The organism is Prochlorococcus sp. G4PB17 (assembly GCF_059772445.1).
The window spans coordinates 1,218,269-1,235,940 of the sequence record NZ_CM186288.1 but is presented as its reverse complement, the minus strand read 5'-3'; the positions used below and the strand labels follow the sequence as shown (position 1 = coordinate 1,235,940).

15 protein-coding genes and 2 pseudogenes are annotated in these 17,672 nt (G+C 31.5%); 11 read left to right on the top strand and 6 right to left on the bottom strand.

The genetic code is table 11. The features are described 5' to 3' along the window. Positions 1 to 92 precede the first annotated feature (92 nt). The 4 genes and pseudogenes from secA to AC6EJB_RS07275 form a co-directional block, all read left to right on the top strand. A pseudogene (secA, locus tag AC6EJB_RS07290) lies at positions 93 to 515 on the top strand (preprotein translocase subunit SecA); the annotation flags it as partial. A 1,045-nt stretch (positions 516 to 1,560) separates the two neighbouring features. Next, a pseudogene (locus AC6EJB_RS07285) lies at positions 1,561 to 3,000 on the top strand (preprotein translocase subunit SecA); the annotation flags it as partial. Between the two features lie 23 nt (positions 3,001 to 3,023). Further along, a complete protein-coding gene (locus tag AC6EJB_RS07280) occupies positions 3,024 to 4,400 on the top strand; it encodes an ABC transporter ATP-binding protein (RefSeq protein WP_498490671.1) in 1,377 nt (458 codons plus the stop codon). Next, positions 4,387 to 5,166: an ABC transporter permease gene (locus AC6EJB_RS07275; RefSeq protein ID WP_498492984.1), complete on the top strand. Its 780-nt coding sequence runs from the start codon at positions 4,387 to 4,389 to the stop codon at positions 5,164 to 5,166. Before AC6EJB_RS07280 ends, AC6EJB_RS07275 begins: the two co-directional genes overlap by 14 nt. 31 nt (positions 5,167 to 5,197) lie before the next feature. Here the strand turns inward: AC6EJB_RS07275 and cysE are convergent, their stop codons facing one another. The 4 genes from cysE to miaA all read right to left on the bottom strand — a co-directional run bounded on the left by cysE (position 5,198) and on the right by miaA (position 8,609). Continuing rightward, a complete protein-coding gene (cysE, locus tag AC6EJB_RS07270) occupies positions 5,198 to 5,941 on the bottom strand; it encodes a serine O-acetyltransferase (protein WP_498490670.1) in 744 nt (247 codons plus the stop codon). An 18-nt stretch (positions 5,942 to 5,959) separates the two neighbouring features. Then, complete coding sequence (locus AC6EJB_RS07265; protein ID WP_498490669.1) at positions 5,960 to 6,949, bottom strand: GntR family transcriptional regulator; 990 nt, start codon at positions 6,947 to 6,949, stop codon at positions 5,960 to 5,962. A 91-nt stretch (positions 6,950 to 7,040) separates the two neighbouring features. Beyond that, positions 7,041 to 7,649, bottom strand: coding sequence for a translation initiation factor IF-3 (gene infC, locus AC6EJB_RS07260; RefSeq protein WP_498490668.1), 609 nt, complete (start codon positions 7,647 to 7,649; stop codon positions 7,041 to 7,043). 60 nt (positions 7,650 to 7,709) lie between these two features. Next, entirely contained in the window at positions 7,710 to 8,609 is a 900-nt protein-coding gene (gene miaA, locus AC6EJB_RS07255; RefSeq protein ID WP_498490667.1) for a tRNA (adenosine(37)-N6)-dimethylallyltransferase MiaA, read from the bottom strand. Positions 8,610 to 8,782: 173 nt separating this feature from the next. Here miaA and gyrB point away from each other — a divergent pair, with 173 nt between their 5' ends. The 4 genes from gyrB to AC6EJB_RS07235 are packed head-to-tail and all read left to right on the top strand — an operon-like array spanning position 8,783 to position 11,812. Next, positions 8,783 to 10,750: a DNA topoisomerase (ATP-hydrolyzing) subunit B gene (gene gyrB / locus AC6EJB_RS07250; protein WP_498490666.1), complete on the top strand. Its 1,968-nt coding sequence runs from the start codon at positions 8,783 to 8,785 to the stop codon at positions 10,748 to 10,750. Then, positions 10,750 to 11,088, top strand: coding sequence for an SH3 domain-containing protein (locus tag AC6EJB_RS07245; protein WP_498490665.1), 339 nt, complete (start codon positions 10,750 to 10,752; stop codon positions 11,086 to 11,088). The genes gyrB and AC6EJB_RS07245 overlap by 1 nt, the downstream gene beginning before the upstream one ends. A gap of 4 nt (positions 11,089 to 11,092) precedes the next feature. Further along, on the top strand, positions 11,093 to 11,467 hold the full coding sequence (locus AC6EJB_RS07240; protein ID WP_498490664.1) for a fluoride efflux transporter FluC: 375 nt from the start codon (positions 11,093 to 11,095) through the stop codon (positions 11,465 to 11,467). A 33-nt stretch (positions 11,468 to 11,500) separates the two neighbouring features. Continuing rightward, entirely contained in the window at positions 11,501 to 11,812 is a 312-nt protein-coding gene (locus AC6EJB_RS07235) for a fluoride efflux transporter FluC (protein ID WP_498490663.1), read from the top strand. On the opposite strand, the gene AC6EJB_RS07230 is transcribed toward AC6EJB_RS07235, so the two are convergent. After that, a complete protein-coding gene (locus tag AC6EJB_RS07230) occupies positions 11,809 to 12,285 on the bottom strand; it encodes a glutathione peroxidase (RefSeq protein WP_498490662.1) in 477 nt (158 codons plus the stop codon). The genes AC6EJB_RS07235 and AC6EJB_RS07230 overlap by 4 nt on opposite strands. A gap of 62 nt (positions 12,286 to 12,347) precedes the next feature. On the opposite strand from AC6EJB_RS07230, the gene mgtE reads away from it, so the two are divergent. Both mgtE and AC6EJB_RS07220 read left to right on the top strand, forming a co-directional pair. Next, positions 12,348 to 13,757 (top strand): magnesium transporter, encoded by a 1,410-nt coding sequence (mgtE, locus tag AC6EJB_RS07225; protein WP_498490661.1) that lies wholly within the window; start codon positions 12,348 to 12,350, stop codon positions 13,755 to 13,757. Between the two features lie 100 nt (positions 13,758 to 13,857). Next, positions 13,858 to 14,859 (top strand): RpoD/SigA family RNA polymerase sigma factor, encoded by a 1,002-nt coding sequence (locus AC6EJB_RS07220; RefSeq protein WP_498490660.1) that lies wholly within the window; start codon positions 13,858 to 13,860, stop codon positions 14,857 to 14,859. On the opposite strand, the gene AC6EJB_RS07215 is transcribed toward AC6EJB_RS07220, so the two are convergent. Next, entirely contained in the window at positions 14,844 to 15,743 is a 900-nt protein-coding gene (locus AC6EJB_RS07215) for an alpha/beta fold hydrolase (protein WP_498490659.1), read from the bottom strand. The two genes, AC6EJB_RS07220 and AC6EJB_RS07215, sit on opposite strands and share 16 nt — an antisense overlap. Positions 15,744 to 15,904: 161 nt before the next feature. On the opposite strand from AC6EJB_RS07215, the gene AC6EJB_RS07210 reads away from it, so the two are divergent. Then, positions 15,905 to 17,548, top strand: a complete 1,644-nt coding sequence (locus AC6EJB_RS07210) for a glycosyltransferase family 4 protein (RefSeq protein WP_498490658.1) — start codon at positions 15,905 to 15,907, stop codon at positions 17,546 to 17,548. The last annotated feature ends 124 nt before the right edge of the window (positions 17,549 to 17,672 follow it).

The window sequence follows — 17,672 nt, the reverse complement described above, 5'->3', positions numbered from 1 at the left end:
TCTTTCGAAAAATCAATTTTGAAGGAATGAAAGTGCTCTTCCCATTTTTTACCTTAATAGTTTAATGTATAAGAAAAAATTTAGTTTGTTGCATGTTTAAGCAACTTCTCGGGGATCCAAACAGTCGTAAGCTAAAGAGATACTCTCCTTTGGTTTCGGATATTAATATCTTTGAAGAAGATTTTTCTATATTAAGTGACGATGACCTTAGGCGAAAGACAGCTGATTTCAAACAGAAATTAGAAAAGCTCTCAACATTAAAATTACAGACGGCATTACTTGATGACTTGTTGCCTGAAGCTTTTGCAGTCGTGAGAGAGGCTTCGAAAAGAGTTTTGGGTATGCGTCATTTTGACGTACAACTCATTGGTGGGATGGTTTTGCATGAAGGTCAAATTGCCGAAATGAAAACAGGCGAAGGAAAGACTTTGGTTGCTACTTTGCCTAGTTACTTAAATGCTTTGACGGGGAGAGGAGTTCATGTTGTTACCGTTAATGACTATTTCAGGGAAAAAAAAAAAAAAAAAAAAAAAAAAAAAAAAAAAAAAAAAAAAAAAAAAAAAAAAAAAAAAAAAAAAAAAAAAAAAAAAAAAAAAAAAAAAAAAAAAAAAAAAAAAAAAAAAAAAAAAAAAAAAAAAAAAAAAAAAAAAAAAAAAAAAAAAAAAAAAAAAAAAAAAAAAAAAAAAAAAAAAAAAAAAAAAAAAAAAAAAAAAAAAAAAAAAAAAAAAAAAAAAAAAAAAAAAAAAAAAAAAAAAAAAAAAAAAAAAAAAAAAAAAAAAAAAAAAAAAAAAAAAAAAAAAAAAAAAAAAAAAAAAAAAAAAAAAAAAAAAAAAAAAAAAAAAAAAAAAAAAAAAAAAAAAAAAAAAAAAAAAAAAAAAAAAAAAAAAAAAAAAAAAAAAAAAAAAAAAAAAAAAAAAAAAAAAAAAAAAAAAAAAAAAAAAAAAAAAAAAAAAAAAAAAAAAAAAAAAAAAAAAAAAAAAAAAAAAAAAAAAAAAAAAAAAAAAAAAAAAAAAAAAAAAAAAAAAAAAAAAAAAAAAAAAAAAAAAAAAAAAAAAAAAAAAAAAAAAAAAAAAAAAAAAAAAAAAAAAAAAAAAAAAAAAAAAAAAAAAAAAAAAAAAAATTTTTTTTTTTTTTTTTTTTTTTTTTTTTTTTTTTTTAAAAAAAAAAAAAAAAAAAAAAAAAAAAAAAAAAAAAAAAAAAAAAAAAAAAAAAAAAAAAAAAAAAAAAAAAAAAAAAAAAAAAAAAAAAAAAAAAAAAAAAAAAAAAAAAAAAAAAAAAAAAAAAAAAAAAAAAAAAAAAAAAAAAAAAAAAAAAAAAAAAAAAAAAAAAAAAAAAAAAAAAAAAAAAAAAAAAAAAAAAAAAAAAAAAAAAAAAAAAAAAAAAAAAAAAAAAAAAAAAAAAAAAAAAAAAAAAAAAAAAAAAAAAAAAAAAAAAAAAAAAAAAAAAAAAAAAAAAAAAAAAAAAAAAAAAAAAAAAAAAAAAAAAAAAAAAAAAAAAAAAAAAAAAAAAAAAAAAAAAAAAAAAAAAATTTTTTTTTTTTTTTTTTTTTTTTTTTTTTTAAAAAAAAGAATACCTCATAATTTATTAAATGCAAAACCTGAAAATGTTGAGAGAGAAGCTGAAATAGTTGCTCAAGCAGGACGATCAGGTGCAGTTACGATTGCAACCAATATGGCAGGAAGAGGAACGGACATAATTCTTGGAGGTAATAGTGATTATATGGCCAGATTAAAAATCAAAGAAATTCTCAGTAATCGTCTAGTAAAACCTGAAGAGGGTCACAAACCTCCTATTCCTCTTCAACGAAATTCTGATTCAGTAGGATTTAAAGAAGATCAAAACTCAAGTTCCCAAACTGTTAAAAAAATTCAATCAATCAACTTTCAAAATATATTTCCTGTTTTATTAACTGAGGATACAGATAAAAAACTTGCTTCATTAGCTTCAAAACTGGTTAAAGCTTGGGGTGATAGAGCTTTAAGCTCGATAGAACTTGATGACTATATTGCTACTGCTGCTGAAAAAACTCCTACTCAGGATAAAAATATTGAGCAATTAAGAAGTGCAATTCAACTCATTAAGAAAGAATATGAACAGGTCTTAGATCAAGAAGAAACTAATGTTCGTAAGGTTGGAGGTCTTCATGTAATTGGGACTGAACGTCATGAGTCGAGACGGGTTGATAATCAATTAAGAGGTAGAGCGGGTCGACAAGGGGACCTTGGCAGCACTCGTTTCTTTTTATCATTAGAAGATAATTTGCTACGAATATTTGGTGGAGATCGAGTGGCTGGCCTTATGAATGCGTTTCGTGTTGAAGAGGATATGCCTATTGAATCTGGAATGCTTACTCGCTCTTTAGAAGGCGCTCAAAAAAAAGTAGAAACTTATTATTATGATATTAGAAAACAAATATTTGAATATGATGAAGTTATGAATAATCAGAGAAAAGCAGTTTATTCAGAAAGAAGAAGAGTATTAGAAGGTAGAGAGTTAAAACTGCAAGTTATTGGATATGGTCAAAGAACTATGGAAGAAATAGTTGAAGCTTATGTTAATGAAGATTTGCCACCTGAAGAATGGAATTTAACTAATTTAGTATCCAAAGTGAAAGAATTTATTTATTTATTGGAAGATCTCAAACCTGAAGATTTATTTAGTTTAAATAAAAATGAATTAAAAGATTTCTTGAAAGAGCAGTTAAGAAATGCTTACGATATGAAGGAAGCTCAGGTAGAGCAAACACATCCAGGAATCATGAGGGAAGCCGAAAGATTCTTTATTCTTCAACAATTAGATACGCTTTGGAGAGAGCATTTGCAGTCTATGGATTCCTTAAGAGAATCAGTTGGCTTAAGAGGGTATGGACAAAAAGATCCTTTAATTGAATACAAAAATGAAGGATATGATATGTTTTTAGATATGATGATAAATATGAGAAGGAATGTAATTTATTCAATGTTTATGTTTCAACCAACTCAAAAGAAAGTAGAAGTATAAAATTAATTGTTTGATTTATTCATATGATTAAAGTTGATTCAAATCAGTTGCAAAAGTTATACATAGCATATTTTGGAAGACCTGGTGATCCATCTGGAATAAATTATTGGCTTTCACGTTCAAAGGAATCAATTACTCTAAGTGAAATATCTAATGAATTGTCCAGACAAGATGAGTATCAAAACTATATAGCTTATGAAAAATCTGTTGATTTAAAAATAAATAAATTATATTTAAATCTTTTTAATAGAAAAGTAGATTTTGATGTTTTAAATTATTGGATGGATTTGGTAAAAAATCAAAATTATCAAATTTCTGATATTGTAAATGAGTTAGTTTTTTCAAGTAATAAAGATCACTCTGTTAACTCTGAACAAGCAAAAAATGATATTCATATTATGCAAAATAAAACTTACGCTGCAGAATTATTCACTAAACAAATTAGTAAGAGTATTTCTTTGATTAATATATATAAACCTGATTCAATATCTCCTTGGTTATCAGGAAATTCTTTTAATAAAGCATCTAGTTTTATTAAAAATATTACTTTTGAGAAAGTTTCGATTGACGAGGTAAATGATGTTATTTTTTCATTATCAGATCATTCAATTAGTGTTCTTACTCAACCTGCGATAGAAATTCAAGGTCTTTCATTTTCCATACCTATTTATCATTTAGAGAACAGATCACTAACAAAGAAATTTGCTAAGAAAGTAATTAATATTACAGGTGGTGCTCTAGATCAATCAAAAAATAGAACGAATATTATTGCACTAAATAATATTAATTTGACTATTATGAAAGGAGAAAGAGTTGGTCTAATTGGTCATAATGGTTCTGGTAAAAGTAGCTTTTTAAGGTTAATTTCAGGAATTTATTTGCCTACAAATGGAAATATTAAGATCTTAGTGGATGTTTACCCTATGCTTCAAAAGACTTTTTTGACTAGTCCAGAACTTTCTGGAATCGATGCTTGTAAAGCTCATTATTTGTTAAAGAATCATAGTCTTGCAGGCTTTGAATCTTTTTTGAATGAAATAATTGAATTTTCGGGTCTTGGTTCATATATTTCTTTACCTATAAAAACCTATAGTGAGGGTATGTCTGCAAGATTGATTTTTTCTATTCTTACTTCAAGTCCTCATGATTGTTTAGCAATAGATGAAGGTTTTGGTACTGGTGATGCAGATTTTTGTGATAGAGCGGAAGAAAGAATGAAGCAATTTATGGAGTCTGCAGCAACATTATTTTTAGCTAGTCATTCTGAAGAACTTTTAAAGCAGTTTTGTAATAGAGGTATCGTTTTTAGTCATGGATCTATTGCATATGATGGTCCTTTAGATGCTGCCTTGAATTACTATCATACGCATGACTATTATCGCAAAAATGTTATTGGATAATTTTAAATTTGCTTTTAGAACTAGAAGAGCTTGGTGGTATACAGCTACTTCAAGATCAAGAGCTAGGTTTGCTAGAACTACTCTTGGAAGTTTCTGGCTAGGTTTTTCAAATCTATTATCTATTGGTACTTTAGGAATCGTTTATGGTACTGTTTTTTCAGTAGAAGATTTTAGGTCTTATTTTATATATTTAGGATTTGGTTTAGTTATTTGGAATACAATCAGTTCATCTATATCTAATTCTCCAAATCTTTTTGCATATAATTCTTCCAATATTAAGAATATGAATCTTAAGCCAATTTTTTATACTTTAGAGGAATGGTCTTTTCAATTGCAAACTTTTATACAGTCTTTTATATTAGTATTTTTAGTATTTCTTTTTTTAAAATTTACTTTAATAAATAACTTATTAATATATTCATGGATACCATTTCTAAATTTATTTATTTTCATATATTGGTTCCCTTTGATTGTATGTCTTATTAGTGTTCGTTTTACAGATATAGCTCAGTTAGTTCCTATAGTTCTTCAGTTGGTTTTTTTAACTTCTCCAATATTATATAGAAAAGAAAGCTTAGGCTCTTTGGAGTGGATTACAAATTTAAACTTTATTTATCAGATTTTAGATCCTCTTAGACTTAGTATAATCAATGGATCTATCAATTTTCAGCAATCAGTTCTTATTCTTGTCTTTAATTTCATAGGACTCTTTTTTACTATGAAATTACTGAATCATGAGAGTAAGAGATTGCCTTTTCTACTCTAAATAAGATTTATAATTAATTGCAAATAATATTTTATTCTTTAAAGTCGTCTCCAATGAATTCTATGATTTCCTTATCTCTTAAATTCTGAGATTCGCCAATTATAATATCTTTTTTATTTTTTTTGTTTTGAATATTAATAATCAGATCTTGTAAACTTAAAATATCATTTTCTAATTGATCAATTCTTTCCATCATATTTCTAATAACATTGGCTTCTGTATCTGGAAGTGCAGAATGCGCAAGTGGATTGATTTTTACTCCACTTTGATGAACTATGCGTCCAGGAATTCCTACAACAGTACTATTAGCCTCAACATTTTTTACTACAACTGAGCCAGCACCAATTCTTGTGTTGGTTCCTACGCAAATCCCTCCAAGTACTTTCGCTCCTGCACCTACAACGACATTAGCTTCCAGAGTGGGATGTCTCTTGCCAATTTCTTTACCTGTGCCTCCCAAAGTGACACCTTGATACAGTAAGCAACGATCACCTATTTCACTTGTTTCTCCAATAACGACTCCCATTCCATGATCGATGAAAACACCTTGACCAATTTTTGCACCTGGATGAATTTCTACACCTGTCAAAAATCTCGTAAAGTGACTTAACAACCTTGGTATTAGTGGAAGGTTATATTTCCAAAGTTTATGACTAATTCTATGAATTGATAACGCTTGAAAGCCTGGGTAGCAAAATATTATTTCCCAAACTCCTCTGGCAGCAGGGTCTCTTTCTTTGATTATTGAAAAATCTGATCGTAGTGATCGAAACATTGATTGAAAATGCAATGTTTATTCGAGAAGACCAATCTCTTTGCTTAACTCTTCAATTGTAGAGTCGCTTAGATACTTTCGTGCACAGTGAATTTGAGGCATTCTCATTAATTGAGATCTATTTTGCCTCAATGTATGTTCAATAACAGGCAAGCTGGGACTATCACAAATCACATGACTGGCAGCTCTCAACAAAGCAAGGAGTCGGCTACCTACATCAGGGTTCGCTGTCATTAAAAGAATTTCGTTGCCGCGCATACTATGAACGATCACCTCTGCTGCTCTTAATATTCCTGGACTTATGCTTACTATTCCTACACAACTGCCTGAGCGTAGCTTTTTTAAAATAGTGAGTTCTTTTTGAAAATCACTTAGATCCACTGCTACGGCTCTGACTTGATGACGTTTTGCTAATTCCTCCAGAGGTTGTAAGAAATATCTACTTGTTACGACTGTTCCTTTACTTGAACTCTCTAAAACACTTTCTAGTTCTTCCATTGGCACGACTTCAACTGGAACATCTAAGTGAGGAGCTAATTCTTCAGCAATTAGTAATGATGCGCCTATATCTTCTCTAGGGGTGCTAACTAGCAAGCGGGCTCCACATCTAAGTCTCCAATCAATTTCACGGGTAAATAATTCTCTGGTTTGCTGCAAGGTACATCCTGCATTTAAAAGTTCATCAATACTTTTTCGAACCTCGTGGTCAATATCTTTGATTCCTTTTTTGCGTATTGATTGAGAACCACCTCTTAAATCTTTTTGTTTTTGTTGATCCCGAACATAAATACCTGATCCTGCAATAGCTTCAACTACCCCATCAGTTTCTAGTTGTCTGTAGACCTTGCTTATTGTGTTGCGATGTAAACCTGTTTGCATCGCAAGTTGTCTAGTGCTGGGCAACCTATGACCAGGAGGGTAATGCCTGGCTGCAATAGCAAAGCATATTTGGTTATATAACTGACTTGATGCAGGGATTTCACTTTCCTGTTGTATGTGGAATCTCACGCGTTATGTATGCCAGGTGTGAATGTGGCTACACTAATAAATAGAATGGCAAGTGACAATTAATTGTTTGTCCAATGTCAAGTTTGTTTATTTAATTAATCGTTCTAGTTGCTTTTTGGGGTTCTGTTGTATCTGTTTCTTTATTTAATAAAGGTGTTTTACGAGGAGTTAAAAACATGATCATATTTCTTCCTTCTCTTTTAGGAGATTGTTGTACTTCTGCCTTTTCTTCAAGGTCTTTAGCCATTCTTTTTAAAAGAGTTTCTGCTAAAGCAGTGTGTTGAATTTCGCGACCTCTAAAAATAACGGTGCATTTGACTTTATCTCCGGCTTTTAAGAATCTAGTGGCCTGATTAATACGCACTAGATAATCATGTTGATCAATTTTATATCTCATTTTTACTTCTTTAACTTCTGTTTGGTGGGATTTTTTCTTAGCTTCTTTTGCTTTTTTTTCTTGCTCGAATTTGAATTTTCCATAATTCATTATTCGACAAACTGGCGGGGTAGCTTTTTCACTTACTAAAACAAGATCGAGTTCCCTTTCTCTAGCGACTTCGAGAGCTTCTTCTCGGTTAATGACACCAAGTTGTGTGCCATCGGAATCAACAACTCTCAATTCGGAATAGTTGATTCTCTCATTAATGTTGGGGAGCTCTCTTTCTGGAGCGCGACGATCAAAACGGGGACGAGGTGGCATTCAGTGATTAATTTATGTGGAAAGTTCCTTTTGGACTAATTCTAAGCATATATGAAGTAATCAACCTAGAACCTTATAGATAGAAGATAAAGCTTCAGATAATGAATTCTCATCATTTAGCCATTTGGAATTATGCTTATTTCTAAACCAAGTTTTTTGTCTTTTGGCTAATTGGCAAGTTCGTTTTATGGTTATTTCTAAAGCCTCCTCATAATTAATATTCCCTTTAATCATAGACCTTGCTTCACCATATCCAATGGTTTTGAGCAACTGTAAATCATTTCCGTATTTAATAAGTAAATTTTCTGTTTCTTCTATTAATCCATTCTTATACATTTTTTCAGTTCTAAGTTGGATTCTGGAGATTAAATTAGTTGGATTTAATCCAAGTTCCAGAACTTTCCATGGAGTGGGCTTCAACTTTTTTTGTTTAGAGAACATTTCTCCTGTCGCATAAAAAACCTCTAAAGCACGAATCATTCTTGTTGAGTCTTCTGGATGAATTGTTTCTGCAGCTAAAGGATCACAACATTTTAATAAATTATGTAGTTCTATTTTTTCAATTTTGTTGAGCTGATTTCTTAAGAATTTTTGTGGTGGCACTGCTGGTGGATTAAGTCCTCCAATCAAGGCTTGAAGATATAGTCCACTTCCTCCGACAAGTAAAATTATTTTTCTGTGTTTTAATTCTCTATCAATAGATTCTCTAGCTATTGATTGAAAAACATGAAGATTGATTGGTTGCGATGGCAAGCAAAGATCAATTAGAAAATGCCTTACTTGTTTTTGTTGAGCTGCAGTTGGCTTGGCAGTACCAATGTCCATATCGATATAGATTTGGCGAGAATCGACATTATGAATATTCGAATTGATTTTTTTTGCAATATCAATGGCAAGTTCAGTTTTTCCGCTTGCAGTGGGGCCCATAATGGCTATTACAAGAGGTTCATTGGGTTGCATGATTCTCATTCAGAGGGTTTATTAGCAGTAATTGCATGAAATTAAATTTTTTTAATTTGGTTTTGAAATTTTTCCTAAGACTTTCCTTTATACCAATGTTAAATTGAAATTTCAGGAAAGGTTTCAGCTAATGCTCTTATCAAAGACAACCTTGCCTGTTTGCTGTTATCAGAATGAGTAAAGATTCAAAAGTCCAAGCAGCTTATGGTGCTGAGCAGATCCAAGTACTAGAAGGCTTGGAGCCTGTGAGGAAGCGGCCTGGGATGTATATTGGCTCGACAGGGTCTAAAGGGCTTCATCATCTTGTATATGAAGTTGTTGATAATGCTGTAGATGAGGCCCTTGCTGGGCATTGTGATCAGATTACAATTTTACTTTGTGAAGATGGATCAGCCTCTGTCTCAGACAATGGTCGTGGAATACCAACTGATATCCATCCTCGTACTGGTAAGAGTGCTCTTGAGACAGTTTTAACTGTTTTGCATGCAGGTGGAAAATTTGGAAGCGGCGGCTATAAGGTTTCTGGAGGTTTGCATGGTGTTGGTATTTCGGTTGTAAATGCTTTGAGTGAATGGGTAGAGGTAACAGTTCGGAGGCAACAAAAAGTTCATTTCCAGAGATTTGAACGAGGCTCATCTATAGGAAGTTTGAAATCAGAGGATCTATCTCAATCAGATAAAAATTTAACAGGTACTACTGTTTGTTTTAAACCTGATGATCAAATTTTTACTGATGGAATATCTTTTGAATATGGAATATTATCTTCCAGACTTAGAGAGCTAGCTTATTTAAATGGTGGAGTTCGTATTGTATTTCGTGATGAGAGAAAGAAATCAGTAGATTCCAGTCAGAAACCTTATGAAGAAGTTTATTTTTATGAGGGTGGGATTAAAGAATACGTTGAATATATGACTAAAGAAAAAGACTCATTACATCCTGAGATTATTTATGTAAATTCTGAAAAAGATGGAGTCCAAGTAGAAGCAGCAATGCAATGGTGCGTTGATGCTTATTCAGATAGCATCCTTGGATTTGCTAATAATATACGAACAATAGATGGGGGAACTCATATTGAGGGATTAAAAACAGTTTTAACAAGAACTTTAAATTCATTTGCAAAAAAAAGAGGTAAAAGAAAAGAGGGAGACTCGAACTTAGCTGGAGAAAATATTAGAGAAGGCTTAACAGCTGTTCTATCGGTCAAAGTTCCTGATCCAGAATTTGAAGGTCAAACAAAAACTAAATTAGGTAATACTGAAGTACGAGGAATTGTTGATAGCTTGGTTGGTGAATCTCTTAGTCAATATTTAGAATTTAACCCAGGCGTGATTGATTTGATTTTAGAGAAAGCGATTCAAGCTTTTAATGCTGCTGAGGCAGCAAGACGTGCTAGAGAACTTGTTCGCAGAAAAAGTGTTCTAGAAAGTTCTACATTACCTGGTAAATTGGCTGATTGCAGTTCAAGAGACCCATCAGAATCGGAAATTTATATAGTTGAGGGTGATTCTGCTGGTGGATCAGCTAAGCAAGGAAGAGATAGAAAATTCCAAGCAATCCTCCCTTTGAGAGGAAAAATTCTAAATATTGAAAAAACTGATGATGCGAAAATCTATAAAAATACTGAGATTCAATCTTTAATAACAGCACTTGGTTTGGGAATTAAAGGAGAAGATTTCGAAGTTAAGAATCTTAGATATCACAGAGTAGTAATAATGACTGACGCTGATGTTGATGGAGCGCATATTAGAACTTTACTTTTGACTTTCTTTTACAGATATCAAAAGGCTCTTGTAGAAGGTGGTTATATTTATATTGCTTGCCCTCCTCTTTATAAAGTTGAAAGAGGGAAGAATCATAAATATTGTTATAACGAATCAGATTTGCAAAAAACTCTTGCAAGTTTTGGAGAAAAAGCTAATTATACAATTCAACGATTTAAAGGATTAGGAGAAATGATGCCAAAACAATTATGGGAAACAACTATGGATCCAACTACTAGAATGATGAAAAGAGTTGAGATAGAAGATGCACTTGAAGCTGATAGAATATTTACAATTTTGATGGGTGATAAAGTTGCACCAAGAAGGGAATTTATTGAAACTCATAGCGTTGAACTTGATTTGGCTACATTAGATATTTGATGAATTTCATTAGTACTTTTATAGTTTGGACATGGTTGCTAGGTATTGCTTTGGTCGCTCCAACTGCTTTGCCTGCAGGAGGTGCCCAAAAATCAATTATTCAGCAAAATAGAAATAATATTGGTTCTCCAATAATTGCAATGAGAGAATTCAATTTACTTTCTTCGGCTTCTTTTGATTCATCTATTTTAACCAAAGTCAAAGTGGGAACCCCGGTTAATGTAATAAAGGTTTGGTATAGTTCTAATGGTGGAAAATGGTTATTAGTTAATGTTCTGAGTCAAAATTTATATCAAATATTTAATAAAAGAGGATGGGTAAATATTAGCAATTCTTAGTATATTGCAGGATATTTTACTGGTTTCTTTTGGTGCATTATTGGGTGCTAATACTAGATTTTTAATCTATCAAAAACTTAAGAATATAAATCTAAGTAATTATTTTTCTGTTTTAATAATTAATACTTTTTCTTCTTTTTCTTTTGGTTTTTTCCTTTCACTTTTTTCACGATTTAGTTCTTTTAATTTTTATGATAAAATTTTATTATTTTTTTCAATTGGTTTTTTAGGAAGCTTAAGTACTTTTTCTACGTTTATTTATGATTTATTTGATTTATTTTTACAATTTAAACTTTTTAAAGCATTCAGATTATTTATTTTTTCTTTGGTCTCAGGATTAATTGCAATAACAATTGGTTTCTTTTTAGGTAATCAGTAAATGAAATATTTTTTTCAAAAAAATACTTTTTTTTTGATTTCAACAGGAGCTTTTCCTGCTGCAATACTTAGATGGCAGATTGAAAATATTTTTATAGTTAATATAATTGGTTGCTTTTTAATAGGTTTTCTTAATGCATTGCCTATTGCTAGGAAATATAAATTAGTTTTTGCATTTGGCTTTTGTGGATCTTTTACTACATTTAGTGGATGGTCTTTTCAATTGTTTAATTTAATTAGTCAAGGTTTATACAAATTATTTTTTTTGAATTCTATCTTGATGGTTCTTTTTGGTTTTATTTCTGTTGGATTAGGTCATATTTTTGCTAATAAAATTATCAATTAGTTCAGTAGATCTTCAATAGCTTGGGTTATTGCAATGCTTTCAGGTTCTACGGAACTTTTAAACCTTGCGATTGCTTCTCCTTTTCTATTCACAAGAAATTTCTCAAAATTCCACTCAACCTCACCAACTGGATTTAATTTGTTCAATGTCGTAAATGGTTCAGTTGTATTGCCTTTTGCATGAACTTTTTGGAAAAGTTGGAAATTTACTCCATAAGATAATGAACAGAATTTTTTTATTTCTTCTAATTCTCCTGGTTCCTGATTTCCAAAATCATTGCAAGGAAAACCTAAAACTCTAAATCCTTTTGACTCGTACTTTTCCTGAAGATTTTGAAGGCCTTGGTATTGCTTTGTAAACCCGCATTTACTGGCAACATTGACAATCAATAAAACATCTCCTTTGAAATGATCAAAAGTTATTTTTTCATTTTCAAAATTGAGGACCTCAACTTTGCTGATATTTACGGACATGGATACGGAAGTAACAAAAGTGGAAGTTAGCCATAAAATAATAGAGGCTTGCTGCTCCGAATATGAAAGAACAATTAGGGGCATCCACTGAGAACCAATCTTTGACGAATGCAAGCTTTGTCGCTGAAGTGGTTTCTCAGCAATTAGAGGCAATGCTTTCCGCTGGTAATTACGATGGCGTTAAATCATTACTAAGCCCCGTACAGCCTGTTGACATAGCACAGGCGATTGGGACGTTGCCAATGATTTTGCAAGCCTTGGCTTTCAGGTTACTAAATAAAAATGAAGCTATAGAGGTATATGAATACTTAGACCCCTCAGTTCAACAAAATCTTTTAGATCGCTTGAGATCAAATGAAGTTAGAGACTTGGTAGAGGAGATTTCACCTGATGATCGTGTGCGTCTGTTTGATGAGTTACCCGCCAAGGTTGTTCGACGTTTGCTTGCTGAACTTAGTCCTGAAGAAAGACGAGTAACTGCTCAACTTTTGGGCTATCAATCTGAAACAGCAGGAAGATTGATGACAACAGAATTTATAGATCTTAAAGAATTTCTTAGTGTCTCACAGGCCTTGAAACTAGTCAGACAAAGAGCTACTTTTTCAGAAACAATTTATAGTCTTTATGTAACTGACAAAGAAAGACATTTAACTGGAATTTTATCGTTAAGAGATTTGGTGGTTGCGGATCCTGAATCGCTAATTGGTGAAGTGATGACAAGAGAAGTCGTTAACGTTAGAACTGATACTGACCAAGAAGAGGTTGCAAGAGCAATTCAAAGGTATGATTTTTTAGCTTTGCCGGTAGTTGATCTTGAAAAAAGACTAGTAGGTATTGTCACGGTTGATGATGTGATCGATGTTATTGAACAAGAAGCTACTAGGGATATTTATGCCGCTGGTGCGGTTCAAGCTGGGGATGAAGATGATTATTTTCAAAGTAATTTATTCGTTGTAGCTAGACGTCGTATCGTTTGGCTTGCCGTTTTGGTCTTGGCTAATGGGTTAACAACGCAGGTCATTGCAATGAATGACGAGGTTTTAAAGCAAGTAGTTTTATTAGCTGCTTTCATTCCTTTGTTGATTGGAGCGGGGGGGAATGTTGGTGCTCAAAGTTCAACAGTTGTTATTAGAGGTTTAAGTACTCAGCGAATTCAACGACTTGGTCTTGTTAGGGCCATAGCAAAAGAAGCATTAGCAGGAGCTTTGCTAGGGATTTTGATGGCTGTATTTGTTGTTCCTTTTGCTTGGTGGCAAGGACAGGGACCTTTGGTGGCAACAGCTGTAGGGATAAGCTTAATGGCGATTACTACTCTTGCTGCTACTGCAGGAGCAGCGCTGCCTTTGCTTTTTGATCGGATGGGATTAGACCCTGCACTAATGTCTGCTCCATTCATTACTACTGCTACTGACGTTGCAGGGGTGTTGATTTACCTGAAAACAGCTTCTTGGCTTTTAGGCAGATTGGCGTAGAAACCGAATGAGTGTTTGTACTCAAAGTGTGGGAAGCCGAGCTCTACTTAATTGATCTTTACAATTCTTAGTAGTAAGCTTTACAAAACTCAACAAACCCATGACAACGGCAGTAGAGGCTCTTCAAACTAAAAATCAAACTACTGCTACCAAGACTGTTTCGGATATAGATCTAGTCCGCTCATATCTAAGGGATATTGGAAGAGTTCCATTACTTTCGCATGAGCAGGAAATAACTTTAGGAAGACAAGTACAAAATCTAATGCTTCTGGAAAATATTGAGACAGAGCTTGAGAGTGATTTAGGAGAAAAGCCGTCTATTAACCTATTTGCTGACAAGGTTGGAGTTTCCACATTGCAATTAAAAAAGAAATTGAAAAGCGGTAGAAGAGCTAAGGAGAGAATGGTCGCTGCAAACCTGAGATTAGTTGTAAGTGTTGCTAAGAAATATACAAAGAGAAATATGGAGTTATTAGATCTCATACAAGAAGGAACTATAGGATTAGTTAGAGGAGTCGAGAAATTTGATCCAGCTCGGGGATATAAATTTTCTACCTACGCCTATTGGTGGATTCGTCAAGGGATCACACGAGCAATAGCTGAAAAAAGTAGATCCATAAGACTTCCTATTCATATAACTGAAATGCTAAATAAACTGAAAAAGGGTCAACGTGAATTAAGCCAAGAACTTTCTAGAACACCAACTTTGAAAGAATTATCAGAATATGTTGATTTGCCTGAAAACGATGTAAAAGATCTTATGAGTAGAGCAGGCCAACCAGTAAGCCTCGAAACCAAGATTGGTGATGGTGAAGACACTATTTTATTAGATCTGCTTTCTAATGAAATTGATATGCCTGCTGAGCAAATTGAAAGTGACTGCATGAAAGGAGATTTAGAAACACTTTTAGAACAGTTGCCTGAATTGCAAAATAGAGTTTTAAGAATGCGTTATGGTATGGATGGTGATGACCCTATGAGCCTTACTGGTATAGGGAGAGTCCTTGGTATTAGCAGAGATAGAGTAAGAAATTTAGAGCGTGATGGATTGAGAGGTCTTAGAAAAACGGGTGAATCGGTTGAAGCTTATATGGCTTCTTGAATTATTTTTAAAATTATAGGATTGACTTTTTCTGGCATTTCATCGTGAGGACAATGTCCAGCATTAGAAATAATGTCTAAAGATTTGATACATTCAAAAGTTTCAAACCACTTTCGAGCTTCTTTTACAGGCTCCCAGGGATCTTTCTCTCCCCAAATTAAATAAACAGGTTTATTCAATTTTCTAAGTAAATCTGGTGCAAGATAATCATCAAATAAATTAATAAATCCTCTGAACGCTTCTTTTGCTCCTTTCCCTTGGGTTGGCAGAAATAAAATATCTATTAACTCTTCGTCAACATTACATCCACTTGGATAAGCTACTTTTAAAATTTTTGCTATGAAATTTGGATTGGCTGCATTGCTAAAAAGGTTGGAACTTAAAATTCTTTGCCTTACTAAAGTTTTAATTACTGGTCTCAGAAAACGCATCAATAATGATTGCTCTTCGAGGCGCTTATCATCCATTGTTCTTTGAGCACAATCAATTAATACTACCTTTAAGCATTTGATAGATAATTTTTGAGATGTTTTTAATGCAATAACTCCACCAATTGAATTACCTATTAATATGACAGGCCTTTTTACTATTTCATTACAGAAATCAAATACTTGCTGACTCCAATTATCAAAACAGTAATTGAAATTTTCAACTGTTTTCTTTTCATATAAAAGTTGTGAATTTGGCTGACTACTTTCTCCAAATCCCACTAAATCTATTGCATAACAGGGAGCTATTGAACTAATAATCTTTTGGTTGAATCTCCAATGATTTTTATTTGCACCAAAACCGTGAATTAAGATAACTGCAACATCAGAGTTGTTTTTTTGATCTTCTACTTGCCATGAAACTTGTAGACCTTTCCAATTCCAAAGATTTTTCATAAGCTTTTCATATTTCCTAATTGTATTACACTGAATATTTTGTTAGCAATTTATAAGAATGCTTAGTATATATACTTGACAATACTTATCTTTTTGAATGGTATTCAAACTCAATGATAAAATATTTTTACTTATAAAGTAAATAGAAAAATCATATTATTATGAAGACAGCAATTTATTATGCCTCTGATGCTTATAAAATAGGACAAAATCAAATAATGGGAAGAAGGGTTGCAGGTAATTCTTTCCTAAAAGCTTATTTCGAATATATTAATTCAACCGAATTTTGGGTATACTCCAGGACAAAAGCGGAAGCAGAAGAGTTTTTCTCTTTAGCAAGAAAAATAGGAAGAAAAGAAGAAGTCAAATTCATTAATTATAATAACCCTGCGGCATTAAAAGAAGCTGATATTCTCTTTTATCCTGGACCTGATATATATAAACAAGCAAATAATCGTTCTTTTTTTAAAGATAATTCCTGGAGTATTTGTGGGATTACACATACTACTTCTAGTTCACAAGTAATGGAATCTATTAAATCTTTAGTTACTTCTCCTGTTAATCAATGGGATGCAGTGATTTGCACTAGTCAAGCAGTCAAGTCAAATGTAAAGAAAATTCTTGAAATTGAAGAGGAACATCTTAGAAATCGATTAAAAGCAACTCAATTTATTAGGCCTCAATTACCGGTGATTCCTCTTGGTATTGATACCGATGACTTTAAATTTACTAAAGAGGATAGAATTAATGCAAGAAAGAATTTTCATATTGATGAAAATGAATTTGTTGTTTTATATGTTGGAAGATTATCCTTCCATGCTAAAGCTAACCCGTTTCCAATGTATAAATCATTGGAAACGGTTGCAAATAAATCCAATAGGAAATTAGTATTAATTGAATGTGGATGGTATGCAAATAAAGGAATTCAAGATGCATTTATTCAAGCTGCTAACAAATTATGTCCAAATATAAAAGTACTTAGAGTTGACGGAAGTCAAAATGATTTGAAATTAAAATCATTTGCTGCAGCTGATTTATTTTGTTCTTTATCTGACAATATTCAAGAAACTTTTGGGATTACACCTATTGAAGCAATGGCAGCAGGATTGCCTGTGATTGTCTCTGATTGGAATGGTTACAAAGACACGGTCAGAGATGGTTTAGATGGATACAGAATACCTACCCTAATGCCACCACCTGGTTACGGTTCTGATTTGGCGCTTAGATATGCTATGGAGATAGATAATTATGATATGTACATAGGTAATATTTCCAATTTAATTTCAATTAATTCTTCACTTCTTAATAATGCTTTATATCAAATTCTTACCAATGATAAATTAAGAATTGACATGGCTAATAATGCAAGGAAAAGAGTTATAGATAACTTTGATTGGAGTAAAATTATTCCTAAATATGAAAAATTATGGAGTGATTTAAATACAGCCAGGAAAAATTCATCAAATATTCATTATATGCATACTTCAAGTATTGATCCTTTTCTTGGATTCTATTCATATCCAACAAATATCATTTCTAGGCACTCCGTGATTTCACTTGTTGAATCTTCTATAGATAAAACTATTAAGAAACTTAAAATAGCGAAAGACTTATATATTGTTAATTATTCGAGATATACCCTTCCTGGAGATACTTTAATAATTAAATTAATTAATAATATTAATCAAGAAGGTAAAAATAAGACCGTGGAGATGATTAAAGAAGAATTTAGAGAATTAGGCATTATCGAATTGACAAGAATTTTATTATGGTTAAATAAATTTGATATTATTAAAATTGAGTAGTTTAATTTCTTACAGTTTTATCTTTTTATTAAAATTAAGATCATCTATCATAATTCATATATCAATTTTTTCTTTAAGTAAGCTATAAATTCATAGTATAGTTGAACTAAACCAATTTATCTTA